Raw genomic sequence first — 20,458 nt, forward strand, 5'->3', positions numbered from 1 at the left:
ATCACATGAACAAGTATGACTTTCTTGAAGTTGAGCACCAGTCATCTGTTGCGATCGTGAAGCTTAACCGGCCGAAAGCGCTCAATGCTCTTTCTCAGGCGCTAATAAAAGAACTTGGGCAGGCACTGGATGAGATTCAAGGCGACGCGAGTCTTAAGGGGGTAGTGATATCGTCCACGACGGAAAAAGCCTTTAGTGCGGGGGCTGATACCAAAGAGATCGATACGCTAAGCGTCGAGCAGTTTCAGGTTTCGAACCGTAGTGGAGCGGATCTCTTTCAACGTATTGAAGAGTTTCCCCTGCCGGTCGCTGCAGCGATACGTGGGTACGCGCTTGGCGGAGGGTTCGAGCTGGCGCTGGCCTGCGACATAAGATTTGCCGCCGACAACGCTCGTTTCGGCTTGCCCGAGGTCACGATTGGCTTCCTGCCTGGGTGGGGAGGCGTTAGACGGCTTTCGGCCATTATCGGCATTGGACGTGCCAAATATCTGGTGTTCAGCGGCAAAATGATGACGGCGACTGATGCATTTGCTGAGGGACTGTTGGCTGAAGAAATCAGTGGCGATCCAGAGCAGGATGCTGTGGCATTCATTTCCTCGCTGCCTGATAAAGGCAAGCAGTCTATTGGCTATGTCAAACACCTGTTTGCGCAAATGGTGGATGAGCAGGACGCCGCCAATCTTGAGACTCTATTCATGGCGTCGTTGTTGGCGAAGAGAGGGTGAAACATGATGATATCAAGACACAGCGATACAGCACTCGCGGCACTTTACGACTACTGCAGCGCTGAACTAGCCCCGCGTGCGGCACAAATCGATGAAGCCAACGTCTTCGTTCCTGACGTATTGCGTGACTTGGCTCGGATCGGTCAGCAGCGACTTCACCTTGAGCAACAGCAGATCGACTGGCGGCCATCAACGTGGTTACGCATTCATCAAGCGAGCAAGACGCTGGCGCGATACTCTACGGCTCTAGCTGTTGCTACCAGTGTAGCGCGATTACACAGCTACCTACTGATCAAATATGCCGCGTCCGAAGTGTGTGAGCGATGGCTTGAAAAGACTCTGAACGCAGAGGCCTTTGGATCCTTCGCCATCACCGAGCCACAGGCGGGTACCGATATAAGAGCAATGGAGACAATCGCCGTTGAAACCAAAGGCGGATTTCGTCTTTCGGGCCGAAAACGCTGGATTGGACTTGCGCCGATTGCCGATTACTCAATCGTCCTGGCCAAACTCGATAGCGCTTCCCGTAAGGCAAGAACGATTGCGCTGGTCGTCGACCTTTCCAGTCAGGGTGTTTCGCGTGTGCCTGAATTGCCTTTGTCCGGGCTACGAGGGATGCCTAATGGCGGCCTGGATTTCGAAAATGTCTTCGTCCCTGCGGAAAGTGCCCTCGCATGTGATGGTTTCATGGGGATGATGGATGGGCTCAATCTAGCCAGAATTGAAGCAGCCTCATACTCCTGTGGCCTCATCCAGCGTGCCGTCGAGCTTTCCATCGAGCGCACCGCTTCGCGAGAGATCTTTGGTGAGTCACTGCTCGACAAACAGCTTACCCAGCAGAGAATTGGTCAGATGCACGGCGACTATCTGGTGGCCGACACGATGACGATTCAGGCAGCCCATACGTTCGCCAAGGGCGACGGCGGATGCCCGGAAACCATCTCAGCAGCCAAGCTGTTTGCGACTGATAAAGCGCGAGAACATACCGATACTGCAATGCAGTTTTGGGGGGCACAAGGCTTGATATTGCACTCGGATGTAGAGCGCATGCATCGAGATGCAAAGGTCATGCAGATCTTCGACGGCACCAGCGAAATTCATCAGTTGATGCTGGCAAAGCATGCCATTCGGCACATCCACGACTAAGGAGTGGTTATGTCATTACTGAGCGCGGCTCGGAGCCGACAGGTGCGCTGGGCATCCGAGCAGAATCGTGCCGAGGAAGGATTTGCCAACCTAGCTGGGCAAACGGTCCTGGTGACCGGTTGTCATGGGGGAATTGGCGCGGCCATTTGCCAGCAGCTATGTCGTGCAGGAGCCTTTGTCATTGGCAGTGACATGAGTGACGTTTCATCCCCCCTGAGCGAGCAGCCACACTTCGTGTTCGTCCCCTGTAACCTTGCGCAGCCTGCATCCGTTTCAGAACTTTTGGAAATTGCGCGCGCCCTGGAAGCCACGTGTCTGGTTAACAACGCAGGGGTGATGTACGAAACCAGCCTAGCAGATACCGATGAAACTGTCTGGCAGCATACCCTCGAAATCAATCTGTCCTCGATTTACCGCCTTGTGCGAGGACTCGAACCCGTTCTCGGACGGGCAAACAGCGCGGCTATCGTCAACGTGGCTTCGCAGATCGCTTTTCGAGGTGGTGCAAATCTCAGCGCCTATAGCGCTTCAAAGGCGGGTGTGATCGGGCTGACTCGTAGTCTTGCTCATGAGTTAGGGCCTCACATACGTGTCAATGCCGTAGCACCGGGCCCGGTAGTATCACCCATGACCGAAGCCTTCATGACCGAAGATTGGTTGGCGGCAAAAACGCGCAACTTGATTGCCAACCGATTTGGCCAGCCAGACGAAGTTGCCAGTGTCGTTCGCTTTCTGCTGAGCCGTGAAGCTGCATATATCTATGGACAAGCGATTTCGGTCAATGGTGGAGGATACCTATCATGACGACGACAACCTATGAGTTCGATGATATCGACCTGGCCACGCTGATCGATAACACTTTTACCAACCGCCGGACCGTGAGCGAGTTTGACGTGCTTGGTTTTGCCGGTATTACCGGTGATCTGGCAGCGAATCATACCGATGAGCTCTATATGCAGGAGAGCGGTTTTTCCGGGCGCATCGCGCACGGCGTTCTGCTGCTGGGCTATACCTCGACGCTAAGCACTAAAGTCGCAGACTTGATCCGTGAGCCCGTCGTATCGCTTGGCTATGATCGCGTGCGTTTTATAAAACCTGTGTATATCGGTACGACCATCGAGTGCCGTTACACGTTGAAGTCTATTGATCGGGGCGCCAGACGATTGATTTCCAAAACAAGCGTTTATGAGGCCAACAGTGAAGAAACGATTCTTGTCGCGACACACATCATGAAGGTTCTTTAACGCGTCGAAGTGACAGGTCTTGGCCTATATCTACATTGCCAATTGAAAGCGCATTCGCGTGCAAGCACGCTTTCATATAAGGAATAGGACGTTATGAATACGCTCACATTACTTGCCGATAACGGTGTGCTGCATAAGGTTGCGCTCAATCAAGCGGGAGAGGGGGTAGCACCGGGCACCGTATTGAAAAGCCGTGTGGCTTATGCCGCTGCCCATATCGTGCCACGTACGTTGGGGAACAATACGCCAGGGGCGCCCGCCGATATCGATTGGGACGCCACGCTGGGAATACGGCGTCGCATCTATGCTCAAGGGCTGGGCGTGGCCGACGCGATGGATACCGCTCAGCGTAATCTGGGTTTGGATTTTGCAGGTACAAAAGAGCTCATACGTCGCTCTGCCGAGGTGGCGCGTGAGTGCCGGGGCAAGCTCGTGGTGGGGGTGAATACCGATCACCTGGAGGCTTCGCATGTGTCGCTGCAAGAGGTGATCGATGCCTACAAGCTTCAACTAGATATTGCTGAAGAAGCGGGCGCCGATGCCGTACTGATGGCGAGTCGGCATCTAGCGGCGGCCGCCTCCGATGCGAAAGCATATCGAAGTGCCTATGATGCCATTCTGAAATCCACCTCTCGTCCAGTGGTATTGCATTGGCTGGGAACGGCTTTCGACCCTGCTTTGGCCGGTTACTTTGGCTCCTCGGAGTGGCAGTTGGCGGCAGATACCGTCCTGCATATCATTCAGGAGAATCGCGAGCATGTGGTGGGCATCAAGATGAGCCTGCTTGATTGGCGCTCTGAAGTCTATTTGCGTGAACGCCTTCCCGATGGGGTGCGTATGTTCACTGGTGATGATTATAACTATGTGCGCTTGATCGGTGGGGCTGAGGTATATGGTAGCGATAGCAGCGCCGGTGGCTTCGATGACGCACGCGGGCATTCCGACGCGCTATTGGGGGCATTCGCTTCATTCCCGAAGGCAGCCGCTGCGGCGATACAGGCTCTGGATCGCGGAGATGCGCAAAGTTACCGCCGTATTTTGGAGCCTACAGAAGCATTGAGCCGACACATCTTTGCTACGCCCACCTATTTTTACAAAACAGGCGTTGCCTTTATGGCATGGCTAAACGGATATCAAACAGCGTTCCAGATGGTGGGAGGATTGCACTCTGCTCGCAGCCTGCCTCACCTTTCAAGAATTGTTGAATTAGCCAATGACGCCCAGGTATTTGAGTGCCCGGAGCTTGCCGCTGAACGTTGGTATGGTTTATTAAAGCTTAATGGTCTCAAGTGATTGCGGCGCTATTGAACAGGGTGTTGATATATGCATTTGCTGATTTGCCCAGATAGCTATAAAGACGCACTTTCCGCCAAGGAGGCAGCGCAAGCGATGGCAAAGGGCGCCTTGCGCGCGTGCCCAGAAGTAAAAATAACCGAGTGCCCCCTCGCCGATGGTGGAGAAGGTAGTTTAGAGGCAATTCTGGCCGCGACAGGTGCCGAACGGCGTTATGCTTGGGTTAAGGATGCCTTGGGACGCCCCTGCCGTGCTGCTTGGGGATGGAAGAGTGAGACGCGTACGGCCTTTATCGAATTAGCCGAGGCCAGTGGCCTACAAGCGCTATCTCTTCAAGAGCGAACGGCGCTGCATAGCTCGACGTACGGTGTCGGTGAATTGATCCGCGAAGCCCTGGACGCGGAGGCTAAGCACATAGTGGTTCTGCTTGGAGGTAGCGCCACTAACGATGGTGGCGCCGGTATGTTGACGGCGCTCGGGGCGCGTTTAATGAATGCCTCCCATCAACCATTGCTTCCAGGAGGTGCTGCACTGGGTGACCTGGAGTATCTCGATATCACGGAATTGGATTCACGTTTACCTGGCGTAAATATCTCTGCCGCAGTCGATGTCGATAATCCATTGCTAGGAAAGCGCGGCGCAACGGCCGTATTTGGACCTCAGAAGGGCGCGAATGATGATGACGTCATCGCTCTCGATGCTGCGCTTACTCGTTTTGCCGATAAGACTCGGCAGGTTTTGGGGATGGACTATCGTGATCTACCGGGTGTGGGCGCCGCAGGTGGAATAGGATTCGCTCTAAAAGCATTTCTTAATGCGAAGCTCATGCCTGGTGTCGAGCTAATCATCGAGTATGTGGGTATAGAGCCCCATTTGGTGACGGCAGATATGGTGATTACAGGCGAAGGACAATTGGATGGGCAAAGCCTTTCAGGCAAGACTCCTATTGGCATAGCGCGGCTGGCGAAACGCTATAATGTCCCCGTCATTGTACTGGCTGGGCGCTTAGGTCCAGAATGGCAATCGGCACTAAAGGAAGGTGTTAGCACCGCGTTTGCGTTAGCAGATGGGCCAATGCACTTGAATGAAGCATTGGCCCGTTGTGCAGAGTTGTTGAGTGATAGAACAGAGAGTGTGTTGCGCATGAGGATGGCGTTCGACAAATAGCATGATAAATAATTACCGTAAGTGATGCGTTGGCCGACAGTAATCCGAACAGCTTTGGCTGCTCGGAAAACGCTTTCTCATCCACTGAAAGAAAGTGATTGTCTTTTTATTTTTGGAAACGTTGCATGGCCTTCTGCGCTTCTGGATGCAACGCATCCTCAGCATATAAGGATTGTGCGATGACATCCCATTTCTCGGTACTATTAGCTTCAAGTGCGAAGTAGCGCTTGGCCGTAGCAACAGAATGAGCTGGGAGCGTGGCGAGCTTGGTTGCTTCCTCAAGGGCCAATTCGACCGGTGTTTGATCGATATGGCTTACCATATCGGCTAGTCCTATCCTAAAAGCTTGTTCTCCTGGGGTTGGCTCGCTTGCCAGAGTCAACCGTCTTGCGCGGTTGATGCCCACTTTGAGTGACAGTATGTGTAGTCCAAAACCGGGTAGCCAGCCCAAAGACACTTCGGGAAGATGCCAACGGGCCGTTGGAGTCGTCACCACGCTATCGCAGGAAGCAGCGAGCACGAATCCTCCGCCCATAGCAGCGCCGTTTACTGCGGCGATGACAGGCTTGGGAAAGACGAGAATTGAACGCATGAAAGCTGAGATTCGCGTATTGAGGGCCGCTACATCGTGGGGGCGCGCACGGCCAAATTCTTTCAAATCGGCACCAGCACAGAAAGCAGTACCGGCGCCTGTTAAAACCACGGCACGTACTTCTTGGTCTTGTTCAAGGTGGGTAAAAACACTTATTAAATCATCTAATAGCGCACTGCCAAGAGCATTGCGGCGCTCAGGACGATTCAGTGTTACCAATGCGATATCACCACGACTTTCGATCTTTACGTAATTGGCCATTACTTTGTCTCGCCCTCAATCGTCGCGAGGTCTTGCGCTAAGCTCATTGGCTGGTCGCGAAAAATACGCGCGTCCATTTTGCGTAAGTTATCAGCAACACGAATATTAAAACCAATACGGTCCAAAACGTGCTTTTTTAAATCAACGCCATCGGCTATCTCAATGAGAATCAAGCCTTCATCGTCTAGCGTAAAAACGGCGCGCTCGGTAATATATAAAACTTCCTGTCCGCGACTACGTGCAAACTGACCGTTGAAGGTTATTTGCTCAACCTTTGGTACCCATTTTTCAATATCACCATCGCGGTCTATGCTGAGGCCGCCTTCGCTATTGGGCGCCGCTTGGAGGCCACCAGTCGTTAGCGTGCCGGAAAAAACAATTTTGCGAGCACCTTGGCTAATATTGACGAATCCCCCAGGCCCAATGATGCGATCACCAAAGCGTGAGACGTTCACGTTGCCGTTTGCATCGACCTCAGCGAAAGAGAGGAATGCGACATCGAGACCGCCGCCATCATAGAAATCAAATTGATCTGGCTGCGGCACCAGCATGTCGTAATTAACTCCTGCACCGGCGTCTTTTCCTGGAGCAGGCATACCTCCGACGATGCCTTGTTCAGAGGTCATCGTGACTTGTTTGTAGACATCCTCCTCGGCTGCGATAACAGTAATACCATTTGAAACACCAAAGCCAATGTTGACGGTTGCCCCATTGCGTAACTCCATCGCGCCGCGGCGGGCGATGACCTTTCTTAAATCCATCTTGAGCGGTTTGGTTGAGCCACTTGGAACTCTCAGCTTACCTGCATATGCGGCGCTAAACTGGGTCTCATAAGTTTGTTTTTGATCTGGATCGATAACCACATAGTCAACCAGAAAGCCGGGTACACGTACTTCGCGTTGGGGCAGGCTATGGGCGGCGGCAGTACGCTGAACCTGTGCAATCACGATACCGCCGTTACGCTTGGCCGCAGCAGCCACGGAGTAGTTCTCGCCGATATAGGCCTCGTCTTCAAGGGTAAGATTGCCGTGCTCATCTGCGACCGAGGCGCGAATGATCGCGACGTCGATAGGCGTCGTTTTATAAAGCAGGTACTCCTCGCCCTTGATATCCACGAGTTCCACCAAATCTTCCGTGCTCGAAGGGCTTTGTCGGCACCCTTGCTGGCGCGGATCGGCGAAGGTATGCAGCCCGACCTTGGTGAGTACCCCAGGGCGCCCCGCCGCGGCTTCGCGCGTCAACTGAGCAAGAGCGCCTTGCGGCAAGGTATAGGCTTCGATCTTGTCTTGCATGGCAAGCGTCGAGAGTGAAGGGGTGTTGTTCAATCCACTGGCGACGATGCGTTTGAGCAGCGTCGGATCGTCGAAAAGGTTCAAGCCTGCCTTGTCCCAGTCGCCAATCGATACGGTCGCTGTGACCATTAGACTTTTGGGAGAGCCGCTGGCGTCGAAGCGCTCACGAATGGCGCGCAGCATCCGCTCGGGTACGCCATGGCCACCCCCTGACCCGCCAATGTAAAGACGGGCATTATCCTGGATCAATTCAGCGGCAGCAGCCGGTTCGATTATTTTGTTGACGGCAGTGGCGGACTGGACGGATGTCATCTTGCTTCCTCGTTGTGTTGGATGGATTGCATTGGGCTAAACAGCGCCAAGGGGCGCCATCATTGATGGCGTCATATCGAGTCGCTATCCACCTGCGCGCTAGGCGCGTGACTGTGGTTGGTAGCGTCGCGCAATATCGCGCATCTGGGTTATCTGAACGGGAGTGGCGGGCGGTGCCGTCGTGCCTCGAATCCGCAAATCCCGAGGAACGAGCACTCGTTCGATATCGGCGTCTCTTTCGTTCATACGGCGCATTAGCAAACGCACGGCCTCTTGCCCAATGTTGGTGCAGGGAACGCGTAGGGTCGTCAGGGCCGGATGCCATAAGCGTGCCTCGGTGACATCGTCATAGCCTGTGACGGAAAAGTCCTGGGCGACTTTCAGACCCAGGTTTTGTAACGCCAGGATGGCACCAAAGGCTGCCACGTCGTTGAAACAAACGGCTGCCGTCGGCGGATTCTCCAGGCGCAGCAAGTCGATGACCGCATCGTGCGCATCCACACGTGTGGCGGGGCAGCGAACGATCAGCTCGGGATGAACGGTCAGCCCTGCGCGCATGAGCGTCTCTTGATACCCCTGCATCCGCTCGACCCCGGAAGAGAAGGTTTCGTTCGCGCCTACGAAGGCGATACGGCGATGACCAAGCTCTATCAAGTGCTGGGTGAGCTGGCTGATCCCTAAGCGGTTATTACCGCCGATATAATCAAGTGCCACATCCTCGACATAGCGCGAAAAAAGCACGCAAGGTAAATGCCAGTTGCGAAGGTTGCGTAGCCACGCAGGATCCGTTCCCGCGGCTGGTGACATGATCAGCCCGGCGACGTTGTACTCTCGGATCGTATTGACGAACTCTTCTTGTACCTTGGGCGAGTCCTGGGTGTTGCCCAGTACCACGACGCGCCCTTGATCGGTCAAACTTTGTTGGATTTGCGCCACGATTTCAGAAAAATAGGGGTTGGTAATATCGTGAACGGCGAGACCGATGATATGGGTATTGGACGTGCGCAGATTGGCCGCCGCACGGTTGTAAACGTAGCCCAGCCGCTCGGCATGCCCCAATACGAGATCGTGTGTTCGCTTTGGAATGGTGGGGCTTTCGCGCATCACGAGTGAAACCGTGGCGCGCGAAACGCCAGCCGCTTCGGCGATATCGCTCAATGTGACGCGCCGTGCGGATCCTGAGCGACCGCTCTTTTGGGTGTTGTCGTTGCCACGTTCGCCAGCTTGTTTTTTCATTTTGCTCCTCTCGACATGTGCTGCTTGCATTTGGCTATGGCCTGCATCGCGTAGGGGAATAAATCTGGCTATTCAACCCAACGTTGTCATCCTACATGCAGCAGCATGCCGAACCGTAGCTGCGAACAACGCTGAAAATCGGTGACGCGCTATAGCTCGGGCAGGTGAAGGCCGCCATCGACATGCACGACTTCCCCGGTAGAAAACCCCAACTTTCCTTCTGCTAGTGCCGCAACGGTATTTCCCACATCGAAAGGCGTCCCCCAGCGGTTGATGGGAGTGAAACCGGCCGCGAAGCGAGCCTCGTAGCTCTCGCGAGCCACAGACGTCATCATCGACTCAATGACGCCTGGACGTACTTCGTAGGTGTTGATGCCGTGCGGCGCGAGTCGCAACGCATACAGCTGCGACATCATCGCAAGGCCTGTTTTGGAAATGCAGTACTCCCCGCGGTTCGTCGAAGCCATCGCAGCGTTGGCAGAGGAAACCGTCACGATCGAGCGGAAAGCTTCGGATGAAACCTGCACCATTTTCCGGGCGACGGCCTGGGTCAAAAAGAAGGTGCCACGCAAATTGATGGCGATCAGCCGATCAAAGCTCTCGGATGAGATCTCGAGTAAATCCCCCCGGGTTTTCACCGAGACCCCCGCGTTATTGACGAGGCACTCAAGCCCACCCAACGCTTCCCATGCCGTCTCTACGAGATGCTCATGCTCCTCGACATGGGAAATATCACCCAGCACGACGGCGCATTGGCGACCGTAGTGACGAACTTCTTGCTGAGCGGCCTGAAGGTCATCCGAATCAGCAAGGTCATTCAAGACGACATCGAAACCTTGCTTTGCCAGGTTCGTCGCAATGCCTCGGCCTATTCCCCTGGCTGCGCCAGTCACCAATGCGCGTTTTTCATGTTTCATGATCGAGCTCCTTTATTCAGTGCTTTTACAGGGTGCTTATACTTTTGTTCATTGATCTTTAGTCTTGGTTTTGTTGTTGGTCTTTAGTTTAAAACGTGGTTTTAAACTTTAGTATGAGTCTTGCATGATTAATGCATTGATTGTGGCCTTTTAAAATCCATGTTTTTTAGTAAGATGTTGTTTATTAAGTGATTTGTTTGATAAGTCCAACATTTTAAAAACGCGCTAGACGGCTGAATGGCCTTTGTGTATCGTTATACTAGATCGAGATAGTAAATACAACGCCACGCGACTTCGATAATCGATCCAAGAGGGTAAAGACCTTGAAGTATAAAAAACATCACACACTTATCGCCGCCACTTGCTTCCTTGCGACTTCCTTCATGGCAACCAATGCCATGGGGCTGGAGTTGACTGCCGCCCATGTCAATCCTTCCGGAGAGCCATCCAATGTGGCCTTTGCCGAGTTGGCCAGACGCCTGGAGAATTCCGAGACGGGTTTGTCCATGACCGTGTTTCCACAGGGGCAAGTGGGGGGCGAAAAGGATGCCATCGAACAGGTTCAGTTCGGGGCGCTCACGATGACGACCGTGGCAACGTCGAGCTTGTCCTCCTTCGTGCCAGCGGTTGGGGTCTTCGACATTCCATTTTTGTTCCGCGATAGCGATACCCACCCTTGGCATGTCGTGGATGGCCCTATTGGCGAGGAGATCGCCCAGGCGGTCGAGGCGAGTTCCGATCTCGAAGTGTTGGGGTATTGGTCTGCCGGTATGCGCCATATCTTTACGCGCGACGTCGATGTCGAAACGCCTGCGGATCTACTCGATTTGAAAACGCGGGTGATCGGTAGTCCGGTCTATATCGATACGTTCAATGCATTAGGCAGTAAGGCGACGCCCATGCCCTATGGGGAGCTCTACACGGCGTTGGCCACCGGCGCCATCGATGCTGCCGAAAACGATATTTCGGGCTACCGCAATATGCGCTTTTATGAGCAGGCGCCGCATTTGTCGCTTACCGGGCACTTCTTTCTCTATAAGTTGGTAATCGCCAATCGCTCCGCTATGGAGGAGCTGTCGCCGGAACAGCGAGCCGAGTTCGATGACATATTCGCTGAAGTAACCGAAATGCAGCGGCGCCTCTTTCAGGAAAATCGCGAACAGGATTTGGCATTTCTGCGTGAGCAGGGCGTCACGATAACAGAGCCTGATGTCGACGCTTTCATTGACGCCACGAGTGGTGTGGCTGAGCGCTACGCTCAAGAGTTTGGCGTGGATCTCGTCGAACGCATTCGTAATACCCAATAATCGACGACATTCATGGGCCATCCATTAGCGGATGGCCCTTACCACCTCAGCCAAAAGGGCGACTCCATGTTCTCGAACCTGATGCGTATCGAGCGTTGGCTCGAGCGTTTAGAAGAGGCCATCATCTTTACGGCATTAGTGACGATGACACTTACGCTTTTCAGCCAAGTGTTCTCGCGTTTTGTCTTGTCGACGCCGCTGGATTTTACCGAAGAAGTCACGCGGATTTGTATGATCTGGCTCGTGTTTATCGGTAGCGCCCGAGCACTCAAGAAATGCGAGCATTTTCTAGTCGACTTCTTGGTCAAGTCGCTGCCGTCAAAAATGGCCTCGTTAATGGGCCATGTAGGCGATGCCGTCACGATAGTGCTGATCATTGCCCTGGTATGGGTCGGCTACGGCTTCGTGCTCAAAGGGGCTGGCCAAACCATGCCGGCGCTTGGCGTATCGGTCGCCGTGCAAACAGTGGCCATGCCGCTTGGCTTCGCCTTCATGCTTTTCCATTGCGTCTGTTCACTTTTGCGCCGCCAGCACATCAACGTCAACGATGGGGCGCCTGCGCCCTCTAGCGAGGTGTGACATGCTGCCCTGGATACTTCTTGCCGTTTTTGTCTTGATCGCCATACGGGCGCCCATCTTCGTTGCGCTCGGGGCGCCAGCCATGGCGTATTTGGCGCTAAAGGGCGTACCGCTCGCGTTGGCGCCGCAGCGCATGATTGGAACGATCAATGACAGCATTCTCGCCGCCATTCCGATGTTTCTTTTGGCGGGGCGGCTGATGAACTTTTGTGGTGCCACCGAACGTATTTTCAATTTTGCCGAAGCGCTGATTGGCTATATCCGCGGTGGTTTGGGGTATGTCGCCGTACTCGCGAGCATGATCTTTTCGGCGATGTCGGGGTCTGCAGCGGCCGATGCCGTCGGTGTCGGTACGATCACGGTAAAGGCCATGCGGGAGCGCGGTTACGATCCGGCCTATGCCGCAGGCGTGACATTGAGCTCATCGCCTCTGGCCCCCATCATTCCGCCCTCGATCATCATGATCATCTTTGGCGCAACGGCGAACATCTCGATTGGCCGTCTCTTCATCGGCGGCATCATGCCCGGTTTGATGATCTTCGCGCTCTTGATGCTGACCGTGATGATCGTCAGTTGGAAACGCAAGTACCCTAAAGGCGATGCGTTCTCCATGAAGCGTCTTGTCAGGACCTTTTGGCGTGCTTCTGCCGTGCTCGTTACGCCGGTGTTGATTATAGGCGGTATCTTTAGCGGAACGTTCACGCCCACCGAGGCCGGCGTTATTGCGGTGGTCTACGTCATCATTCTCGGCATGTTTTACCGCTCTCTCTCCTTTGCTAACTTCTATCGCGAAGTCGTTGGGGCCGGCACCGCCGTGGGGGCATTGCTGTTAGTCGTAAGTGTCTCGGGATTGGATGGCTGGGTTTTCGCACGTGAGCAACTGCCCATGACGCTGGCCAACCACGTGATGTCGTTGACCACTGATCCTACGGCCATCCTGGTCTTGATTTTGCTGGTGGTGTTGGTGCTTGGCATGTTCATGGATGCGACGCCGATCATTCTCATGGTCGTACCCGCCATCATGCCGTTGGTTAGTAATACGACGATCGACCCCATTCATTTGGGCGTTCTGTTCTGCATCACCTGTGTCATCGGGTTGATAACACCGCCTGTCGGGGTGGCGCTCTATGGGGTGGCGATGGTGTCCAGGCTTCCCGTGGAACGCGTATTTCTCGCCAGTATGCCGTTTTTCGCCGCGCTATTCGGCTCCCTCGTCCTGCTGATTTTCTTCCCTCAGATTGCGACCTTTCTCCCTAATCTCATCCTAGGAGAATGACGTATGCGTTTATTGATCACGTCTGCCGAAGAGGTGGCGGCCAGCATTCAGGATGAAGCAACGATAGCCGTTGCTTCGAATGGCGGAGGAATGCTCGAACCCAATGCCATTTTTGCAGCGATCGAAGCGCGATTTCTAAAAACGGGGCATCCCCGCAATCTCACCCTCATTCATGCCATGGGGTTTGGTGATCGTGACGGTCGAGGAGCCAGCCATTTTGCTCACGAAGGGCTCGTTCGCCGTGTCATCGGCGGGCACTGGACATGGTCGCACAAGATGCAGCGGCTGGCCCGAGACAACAAGATAGAGGCTTATTCGTTACCGGCGGGAGTCATCTCCCTCTTACTGCGTGAAAGTGGTAGCGGCCGGCCAGGGTTAATCACTCAAACCGGGCTGGATACGTTTGTCGACCCAACGCAGCAGGGGGGACGCGTCAACGCCTTGGCGACACAAACGCTGGTCGAGCGGATCGAGCTGGATGGCCAGCCCTTCTTACGCTATCTACCTTTCAACGTCGATCTGGCCCTTATCAAAGGGACGCTCTGTGATGCGGCGGGAAATATCTCCCTGGGAGAAGAGCCTGTCGATCTCGATACCAAGGCGGCGGCGCTCGCTGCCTATAACAGTGGCGGGCGCGTGATCGCGCAGGTGCGTGAACAGGTCGCCAATGGCGCCATTCGACCGCGCGATGTGACCGTGCCGGGTGTCATGGTGAATGCGTTGGTCATTCACCCAGAGCAGAGTCAAACCTATCGTGGTGGGTATGACGCGGCGTTTTTCGGTAAAGGAGACGCCACGACGGTTGCCGACACTCTCGGCGTGGGAGAGGGCGCCAAAGGCGTGATCGCCTTGCGCGCTGCTGACGAGCTTACCGAGGGGGCGGTCGTCAACTTTGGCTTTGGCGCATCGGCAGGCGTTGCCGGTGTCATCGCGGCCAGACATACCCAGGATCGCTACTGGACGACCGTCGAGCAAGGCATACACGGGGGGCGGATGATGACCGACGAGCTGTTCGGATCAGCCCACGATCCCAAGGTCATCGTATCGACGACCGAGCAGTTCGATTTTTATCACGGCGGCGGGCTGGATATCGCGTTTCTGGGCATGGCCGAGTGCGACCGATTTGGCAACGTCAACGTTAGCCATATCGGTAACGGTTTCATCGGCCCTGGGGGGTTTATCGACATCACACAGAATGCACGCAAGTTGGTGTTTTGTGGAACGTTCGATACCAAGGGCAGCCAGCTCGACATTGGGGAGGGTCGGCTCGCGGTGAAGCAGCCCGGCAGTGTTCGCAAGTTCGTAAGCGAGGTGGCTGCCGTGACCTTTAGCGGTCGTCGGGCGACGGCGATGGGCCAGGTCGTGCTGTTCGTGACCGAGCGCGCCGTCTTCCAGTTGACCTCTGACGGTGTAGAGCTGATCGAGGTCGCACCCGGTATCGACATCGAGCGAGACATTCTTTCTGGCATGGATTTTCGTCCTCTCATCCGTTCACCACGCCTCATGAACGCGGAGTATTTCAATGCAGCATGAACATCTGAATATAGATACCCAAGGCACCGTTCGAATTTTGACGCTTACGGGAAAGCCCAAGCGTGGTAACCCGCTCACCCAAGCGCTGGCGAGCGATCTGTTGGCCGCCGTACTCGATGCCGAAAACGATTCGACGATTCACGCGATCGTCATTGCAGGTACGCCGACTCACTTCTCGGTGGGCGCTGATCTGAACGAAGTGCGTCAGCTCTCGGGCGTTTCCGCCGTTTTGGCTGACTGGTTGCAAGAGTTCGATCGTATTGCCGAGGCGCGCAAGCCAACGATTGCTGCCGTGCGTGGTTACGCGATGGGCGGCGGTTTCGAGCTTGCCTTGACGTGTGATCTGATGGTGGTGGCCGAGGATGCGCAGCTTGCCCTACCTGAAACAGGGGTAGGTGTCATTGCCGGCCAAGGGGGGACGCAGCGCATCCTGCAGCGTGCTGGGCGCTCTTATGCTAGCGATTTGATTCTAACGGGACGCGTGCTCGACGGCATCGAAGCCGTTCAGGCGGGAATAGCGGCTCGCGTTTGTCCTACCGACCAGGTCGTGGAGACGGCGATCGCCGTTGCCCATGACATCGCCAAGCGCAGCCCCGCCGCGATTCGCTTTGCTCGTGAAGTGCTGCACGAGGCGAGCGATAACCCGATTCGGCAGTCTTTGAAGATGGAGCGGCTATATGCCTCTCTCGTGCTCGATACCAGTGAATGTCGTGAACGTATCGATGCGTTCTTCTCTCGAAAGTCCTGAAAAGCGAAGCGTCCATCATGTCACAAGAGACCGCGTCTAACGTTGGCTTGCCGCTACCCATTAACGGCAAGACACGCCTTTACGCCATCCTGGGCGACCCCATTGCCCAGGTAGGCTCGCCCGGGCTTTTCAACCCCTGGTTTAGGGCGCAGGGGATCGAAGCGCTACTGTTTCCCGTCCATGTGGCCCCATCGCACCTCCCATGCGTGTTTTCAGGGCTACTGAACGTACAGAATTTTGATGGCTGGGTCGTGACGGTGCCCCATAAGGTTGCCGTGATGGATCTCATCGATAGCGTTACACCGCGTGCCCAGGCCATTGGGGCCGTTAATGCCGTTCGTCGCTTGGCAGATGGCAAGACGGAAGGGGACAATTTCGATGGCGTGGGCTTTGCAAGATCGCTGGCATCGCAAGGGATCGAGGTAAAGGGCAAGCGCGTATTGATCCTTGGCTGCGGCGGTGCAGGGCGTGCCGTCGCCTTTGCAACGGCCAGCGAGCAACCGTTGCAGGTCAACGTAGAAGACATCTCTCAAGACAGCGCCTGTGGGCTCACGGCTATGCTCACGGGGGCTTTTCCTACCTTAACGGTCGAGCGTGGCGCGGGTGACATCTCACGTTTCGACATCGTCGTGAACTGTACCACGCTAGGTCTCAAGGGCGACGACCCCCTGCCTTTCGATGTGGCAAGCCTTAACGATGGCACCCTCGTCGTCGACATCATTCCTCACTCTACGACGTTGCTCCTGGAGGCCGCTGAGCGCCGTGGCTTACCCATTCACCGTGGTAAAGGAATGCTCGAAGCGCAGGTCGCTGCCATTGGCGAATTCTTTGGTTACCCAGCGCTGAACTAAGCGCGTTTAGCAAAACGTTTGACGCTGATAGCGACGGCATCATGTTGATTTGTGAATGCGCCGGTTACCCGACACGACGATTAACCCAGAGGACAAACATGAACATCACACTGCCTGATACTGCTGGCCGTAGGACGAATTTCGAACTGAAGGCGCAGCCGATTACCGCTGCAAAACTTGGCCCGAACCCTGCGCGCACGGTGTACTCGGCAGCGCATGTCGTGGCCGATCCCTTTGCCGCGGGCGACCCCACGGGCCCGGCCCAGATCGACTGGCATGCAACGATGGCTTTTCGCCACTACCTGGCCGACCTTGGGTTAGGAATCGCTGAAGCCATGGATACGGCGCAGCGTGGCATGGGGCTGGATTGGCCTGGCGCCTTGGAATTGATTCGCCGAACACGGGAAGAGCTCCCTAATGCCCGCATTGGAAATGGGTGTGGAACGGATCAGTTGGACCTCAAGGATGCGCGTTCGCTGGATGACGTGCGCCGTGCCTACATGGAGCAGTTAGACGCTATTCAGTCGTTGGGCGGCGATATCATCCTGATGGCGAGCCGAGCGCTGGCCAAAGTGGCGGTGAGCGCAGACGATTACATTCGCCTTTATGGCGACATCCTTTCCGCCTGTGACAACCCCGTTATCCTGCATTGGCTAGGAAAAATGTTCGACCCGGCGCTGGCCGGATATTGGGGAACGGACGATTTCGAGCAGGCACTGGAAACCGTGCTGCAGATCATCGTTGACAACCGCGATAAGGTCGACGGTATCAAGATTTCACTGCTGGATAAGGACAAGGAGATTGCGCTGCGCCGCCGCCTCCCCGATGGGGTGAAAATGTATACGGGCGACGACTTCAATTATCCCGAACTCATTGCCGGTGATGCCCAGGGCTATTCGCATGCGTTACTCGGTATCTTCGACCCCTTGGCGCCCATCGCTGCGCGGGCCGTCGCTGAGCTTGGCGAACACGACACTCAAGCGTTTCGTCAGCTTTTGGACCCCACGGTTCCCCTGGCGCGACACATCTTCAAGGCGCCCACTCAGTTCTATAAAACGGGCGTCGTCTTCCTGGCCTGGCTCAACGGTTTTCAAGACCATTTCATCATGCTCGATGGTGCACAAGCCAAACGCGCGCTTCCTCATTTTGTCGAGCTGTTCAAACTCGCCGATAGCTGTGGCGCCCTGCGCGATCCTGAGCTGGCAATCGAGCGAATGAAAAAGCTGCTCGCACTTTATGGGGTGTAATCATGCGCGACTTCTCACAGGATCTATCAGCCCTTGCGCTCAATACCGCGACACTTGGACATAATCTCGATGGGTATGGAGCCGGGTGGACGCCAGAACGCGTGATCGATGCATGCGCCGAACGCGGATATGGCGGCATCGTATTCTGGCGACGTGAAATCGGTACGCAGGCTGCTCGAATCGGGCAGTATGCCCGTGACGCCGGGCTTGAGGTCGTAGGTCTCTGTCGCACCCCCTTTTTGGTCGGGCCCTTGGCGCCTAAAGGCCATGAGGCGATCATGGAGGATTTTCAGGCCTCCATCGACATGGCCGCAGCGCTAGGTGCGCCGGTGCTGACGATCGTCGTGGGCGGCGTGGAGGCGGGTACCAAAGGAGTGCGTCCCAGCCTCGATCTCGTCGCTGAGCGGGTCACGCGCATGGCGGATGTTGCTGCTTCTCATGGCGTCAAACTGGCACTCGAGCCGCTAAGCCCGGTTTATGGCGGTAACCGTTCATGCCTGGTCACGATGCGCGATGCGGTCGATATGGCCTTGGCGATCGATAAAGACAATGTGGGCGTGGCGGTCGATGTCTATCATACCTGGTGGGATACGGATCTAGAGCGCCAGCTTGTCCGCTTGCCCGCAGCGAAAATTCTCGGTTTGCATCTTTGCGACTGGCTCGCTGACACGACGGACGTGTTGCTGGACCGTGGCATGATGGGGGATGGGGTAGCGGATATCCGGGCTATCCGGCGCAGTGTCGAAGCGTGTGGCTATAAAGGCCTTTGCGAAGTCGAAATATTTTCGGCTCGACACTGGTGGACACAGGAACCGGCAAGCGTGCTCGACGAAATCGCCCATCGCTTTCGGACCTGCTGCTGAGGCCCAACTGGCATGAGCCGCCGCCCAAACGTTGATACCGTCAGTTGCCTTACACCCGCGCCACTACTCTAAGGCGTACATAATCGGCGCTCCAGTTGCCGTAGCTGTCGCGTAGGCTGTGGGAGAGTAGGGTGATGACGTTCTCGACGATGGCTTCTTGCAGGTCTTCGTCGAGGTTGTGCAAGAAAGGGCGGGCGAAAGTATCGAGCCAGCCGTTGATGCCGGTGGGTAGCGGCGTGGGACGAGGGATCAGCTCGATGCTGTCGACCTTGAAGCCCACGGTTTGCAGCAGGTGGGTGTACTCTTCCACGGTGGGAAAGTACCAAGGATGGCGACCACGAATGCTGATGCCGCGAAAATGAAGCGCGGCAATGAAGGCCGTGCAGATCGCCGCTACGTTGCCGTGACCACCGAACTCGGCAACGAAACGCCCACCCGGCTTCAATGCCCGCTTGACGCCCGCGAGCACCGTTTGCGGGTCGAGCATCCAGTGCAGCGCGGCGTTGCTGAACACTGCATCGAACTCGTGCTCGAACGCCAATTGATGACCATCCATGACGTGCGCGGTAATTCCACGCGCGCGCGCGGCCTCCACCATCGATGCCGACGCATCCACCCCCACCACCGAGGCGCCTAGCTGCGCTATGTGCTCGCTCAACGTGCCATCGCCACAGCCAAGGTCAAGAATGCGCTCGCCCGGCTGCGGCGCCAGTAACTTGACCACCGCCTTACCGTGATGTGCGACGAAATTGGCGTTATGCGTATAGCTACTCGCATTCCACGCTTGCCCAGGGGCAGTGTTAGGAGAATCGGTCATGGCGGCTTCCTGATGTCTTTTTTGATTGCTTTGCATGAGTATAGCCTGAGCCCGCCTAACGTATTAGGGCGTAACGGAAAATCCTACATGGGCAAGAAGTGGGGCAATCGATTAGTAAATGGCTATGTCTTACTATTTGAGATGAAGTCGTCTACTTGTCTTGGTAGCGTGTCGAAATGCGCGTTAATAACGCCCCCTTTTATAACGACAAGCAAAATACGACACGCACAATGGCTGATTCGGATCGTACTTTCAGTTCTGGACATAGCCCAGGATACACTTCAGGGCCTACCACGCTGCTGCATGCCATGCAGCTTCTTCAGATTACCGCGCGTGGCGGGCATCGCGGTGCTGGGATAGATGATTATCTGGATGCGCTGGAGATCAGCCGTCCCACCCTCTACCGCCTGCTCAAAAGCTTGAAGGAGCAAGGGTTTCTGCGTCCATCGCCTGTTAGAGGGCGCTATCTGCTTGGCTATGAGCTACTGGTGCTTGGTGCTCAGGCAGGTAACGGCGCTGGGCTTCGCGATCTGGCCCGCCCGCGGCTGCTTTCCTTGGCGCAATCCTTAGGTGACAGCTTCTATCTGTTTGCGCGTGATGGCGTCAACGCCGTCTGTCTTGAGGTGCAAAACGGTGCCTCTCCCGTAGGTAGCTTCGTGCGCGCTACTGGCGGGCGATTGCCTCTAGGCGTTGGTCAAGCCTCTATCGCGCTGCTCGCGTATTTGCCCACCACTGAGCAGGACGCAATTTTGGCTGTCAATGCTTGCCTACTCGAGCGCGATTACGCCATCGCCATTGCCGATATCAAGGCTGAGATTTGTCACCTGCACGCCCACGGTTTTGCTCGGGGTGTGGAGGGTTCGCTGCTGCCCGAGTTCGCCGGTCTTGCGGTGCCAATTCTCGATCACAGCGGACACCCGCTGGGAGCATTGAGCTGCTCGATGCTGAAGTCGCGCATGACCGATGCCCACCGAGAGGCGGTGCTGACGCAGATGCGTCACGAGGCCAATGAAATGGTTACCCACGCTCACGGCTTGCTCTACCTGGAATGA

Annotated in this window: 20 protein-coding genes; 15 read left to right on the forward strand and 5 right to left on the reverse strand. The window is 55.6% G+C overall.

The genetic code is table 11. The annotated features are described in order from the left end of the window. Positions 1-5 precede the first annotated feature (5 nt). The 6 genes from LLY24_RS05280 to LLY24_RS05305 all read left to right on the forward strand — a co-directional run bounded on the left by LLY24_RS05280 (position 6) and on the right by LLY24_RS05305 (position 5,575). Positions 6-725 (forward strand): enoyl-CoA hydratase/isomerase family protein, encoded by a 720-nt coding sequence (locus tag LLY24_RS05280; protein ID WP_259035238.1) that lies wholly within the window; start codon positions 6-8, stop codon positions 723-725. Positions 726-728: 3 nt separating this feature from the next. Then, on the forward strand, positions 729-1,871 hold the full coding sequence (locus LLY24_RS05285) for an acyl-CoA dehydrogenase family protein (protein ID WP_259035239.1): 1,143 nt from the start codon (positions 729-731) through the stop codon (positions 1,869-1,871). A gap of 9 nt (positions 1,872-1,880) precedes the next feature. Beyond that, positions 1,881-2,675 (forward strand): SDR family NAD(P)-dependent oxidoreductase, encoded by a 795-nt coding sequence (locus tag LLY24_RS05290; protein ID WP_259035240.1) that lies wholly within the window; start codon positions 1,881-1,883, stop codon positions 2,673-2,675. Continuing rightward, positions 2,672-3,115 carry a MaoC family dehydratase gene (locus LLY24_RS05295; protein WP_259035241.1) on the forward strand — a complete coding sequence of 148 codons (444 nt, stop codon included), beginning with the start codon at positions 2,672-2,674 and terminating at the stop codon, positions 3,113-3,115. Before LLY24_RS05290 ends, LLY24_RS05295 begins: the two co-directional genes overlap by 4 nt. A 93-nt stretch (positions 3,116-3,208) precedes the next feature. Continuing rightward, on the forward strand, positions 3,209-4,408 hold the full coding sequence (locus LLY24_RS05300) for a DUF993 family protein (RefSeq protein WP_259035242.1): 1,200 nt from the start codon (positions 3,209-3,211) through the stop codon (positions 4,406-4,408). 30 nt (positions 4,409-4,438) lie between these two features. Continuing rightward, positions 4,439-5,575, forward strand: coding sequence for a glycerate kinase (locus LLY24_RS05305; protein ID WP_259035243.1), 1,137 nt, complete (start codon positions 4,439-4,441; stop codon positions 5,573-5,575). Between the two features lie 106 nt (positions 5,576-5,681). On the opposite strand, the gene LLY24_RS05310 is transcribed toward LLY24_RS05305, so the two are convergent. The 4 genes from LLY24_RS05310 to LLY24_RS05325 form a co-directional block, all read right to left on the reverse strand. Next, positions 5,682-6,428 (reverse strand): enoyl-CoA hydratase/isomerase family protein, encoded by a 747-nt coding sequence (locus LLY24_RS05310; RefSeq protein WP_259035244.1) that lies wholly within the window; start codon positions 6,426-6,428, stop codon positions 5,682-5,684. Next, positions 6,428-8,032 (reverse strand): acyl CoA:acetate/3-ketoacid CoA transferase, encoded by a 1,605-nt coding sequence (locus tag LLY24_RS05315; protein ID WP_259035245.1) that lies wholly within the window; start codon positions 8,030-8,032, stop codon positions 6,428-6,430. Before LLY24_RS05315 ends, LLY24_RS05310 begins: the two co-directional genes overlap by 1 nt. 99 nt (positions 8,033-8,131) lie before the next feature. Then, a complete protein-coding gene (locus LLY24_RS05320) occupies positions 8,132-9,268 on the reverse strand; it encodes a LacI family DNA-binding transcriptional regulator (protein ID WP_259035246.1) in 1,137 nt (378 codons plus the stop codon). A gap of 149 nt (positions 9,269-9,417) precedes the next feature. After that, positions 9,418-10,185, reverse strand: a complete 768-nt coding sequence (locus tag LLY24_RS05325; RefSeq protein ID WP_259035247.1) for a 3-ketoacyl-ACP reductase — start codon at positions 10,183-10,185, stop codon at positions 9,418-9,420. A gap of 383 nt (positions 10,186-10,568) precedes the next feature. On the opposite strand from LLY24_RS05325, the gene LLY24_RS05330 reads away from it, so the two are divergent. The 8 genes from LLY24_RS05330 to LLY24_RS05365 all read left to right on the forward strand — a co-directional run bounded on the left by LLY24_RS05330 (position 10,569) and on the right by LLY24_RS05365 (position 18,589). Continuing rightward, positions 10,569-11,492, forward strand: coding sequence for a TRAP transporter substrate-binding protein (locus tag LLY24_RS05330; RefSeq protein ID WP_259035248.1), 924 nt, complete (start codon positions 10,569-10,571; stop codon positions 11,490-11,492). Positions 11,493-11,558: 66 nt separating this feature from the next. Beyond that, positions 11,559-12,071, forward strand: a complete 513-nt coding sequence (locus LLY24_RS05335; RefSeq protein WP_259035249.1) for a TRAP transporter small permease — start codon at positions 11,559-11,561, stop codon at positions 12,069-12,071. 1 nt (position 12,072) lies between these two features. Further along, entirely contained in the window at positions 12,073-13,347 is a 1,275-nt protein-coding gene (locus LLY24_RS05340) for a TRAP transporter large permease (RefSeq protein ID WP_259035250.1), read from the forward strand. A gap of 3 nt (positions 13,348-13,350) precedes the next feature. Then, a complete protein-coding gene (locus LLY24_RS05345; RefSeq protein ID WP_259035251.1) occupies positions 13,351-14,880 on the forward strand; it encodes an acyl CoA:acetate/3-ketoacid CoA transferase in 1,530 nt (509 codons plus the stop codon). Continuing rightward, a complete protein-coding gene (locus LLY24_RS05350) occupies positions 14,870-15,628 on the forward strand; it encodes an enoyl-CoA hydratase/isomerase family protein (RefSeq protein ID WP_259035252.1) in 759 nt (252 codons plus the stop codon). The genes LLY24_RS05345 and LLY24_RS05350 overlap by 11 nt, the downstream gene beginning before the upstream one ends. Positions 15,629-15,645: 17 nt before the next feature. Beyond that, positions 15,646-16,479 (forward strand): shikimate dehydrogenase family protein, encoded by an 834-nt coding sequence (locus LLY24_RS05355; RefSeq protein ID WP_259035253.1) that lies wholly within the window; start codon positions 15,646-15,648, stop codon positions 16,477-16,479. A gap of 98 nt (positions 16,480-16,577) precedes the next feature. Beyond that, complete coding sequence (locus LLY24_RS05360; RefSeq protein ID WP_259035254.1) at positions 16,578-17,726, forward strand: dihydrodipicolinate synthase family protein; 1,149 nt, start codon at positions 16,578-16,580, stop codon at positions 17,724-17,726. 2 nt (positions 17,727-17,728) lie between these two features. After that, positions 17,729-18,589 (forward strand): sugar phosphate isomerase/epimerase family protein, encoded by an 861-nt coding sequence (locus tag LLY24_RS05365; protein ID WP_259035255.1) that lies wholly within the window; start codon positions 17,729-17,731, stop codon positions 18,587-18,589. A 49-nt stretch (positions 18,590-18,638) separates the two neighbouring features. On the opposite strand, the gene LLY24_RS05370 is transcribed toward LLY24_RS05365, so the two are convergent. Further along, on the reverse strand, positions 18,639-19,406 hold the full coding sequence (locus tag LLY24_RS05370; RefSeq protein ID WP_259035256.1) for a class I SAM-dependent methyltransferase: 768 nt from the start codon (positions 19,404-19,406) through the stop codon (positions 18,639-18,641). A 308-nt stretch (positions 19,407-19,714) separates the two neighbouring features. Here LLY24_RS05370 and LLY24_RS05375 point away from each other — a divergent pair, with 308 nt between their 5' ends. Continuing rightward, positions 19,715-20,458: an IclR family transcriptional regulator gene (locus LLY24_RS05375; protein ID WP_259035257.1), complete on the forward strand. Its 744-nt coding sequence runs from the start codon at positions 19,715-19,717 to the stop codon at positions 20,456-20,458.

Origin of the sequence: Halomonas dongshanensis, assembly GCF_024790395.1 — a bacterium.
GTDB classification, from domain to species: domain Bacteria; phylum Pseudomonadota; class Gammaproteobacteria; order Pseudomonadales; family Halomonadaceae; genus Vreelandella; species Vreelandella dongshanensis.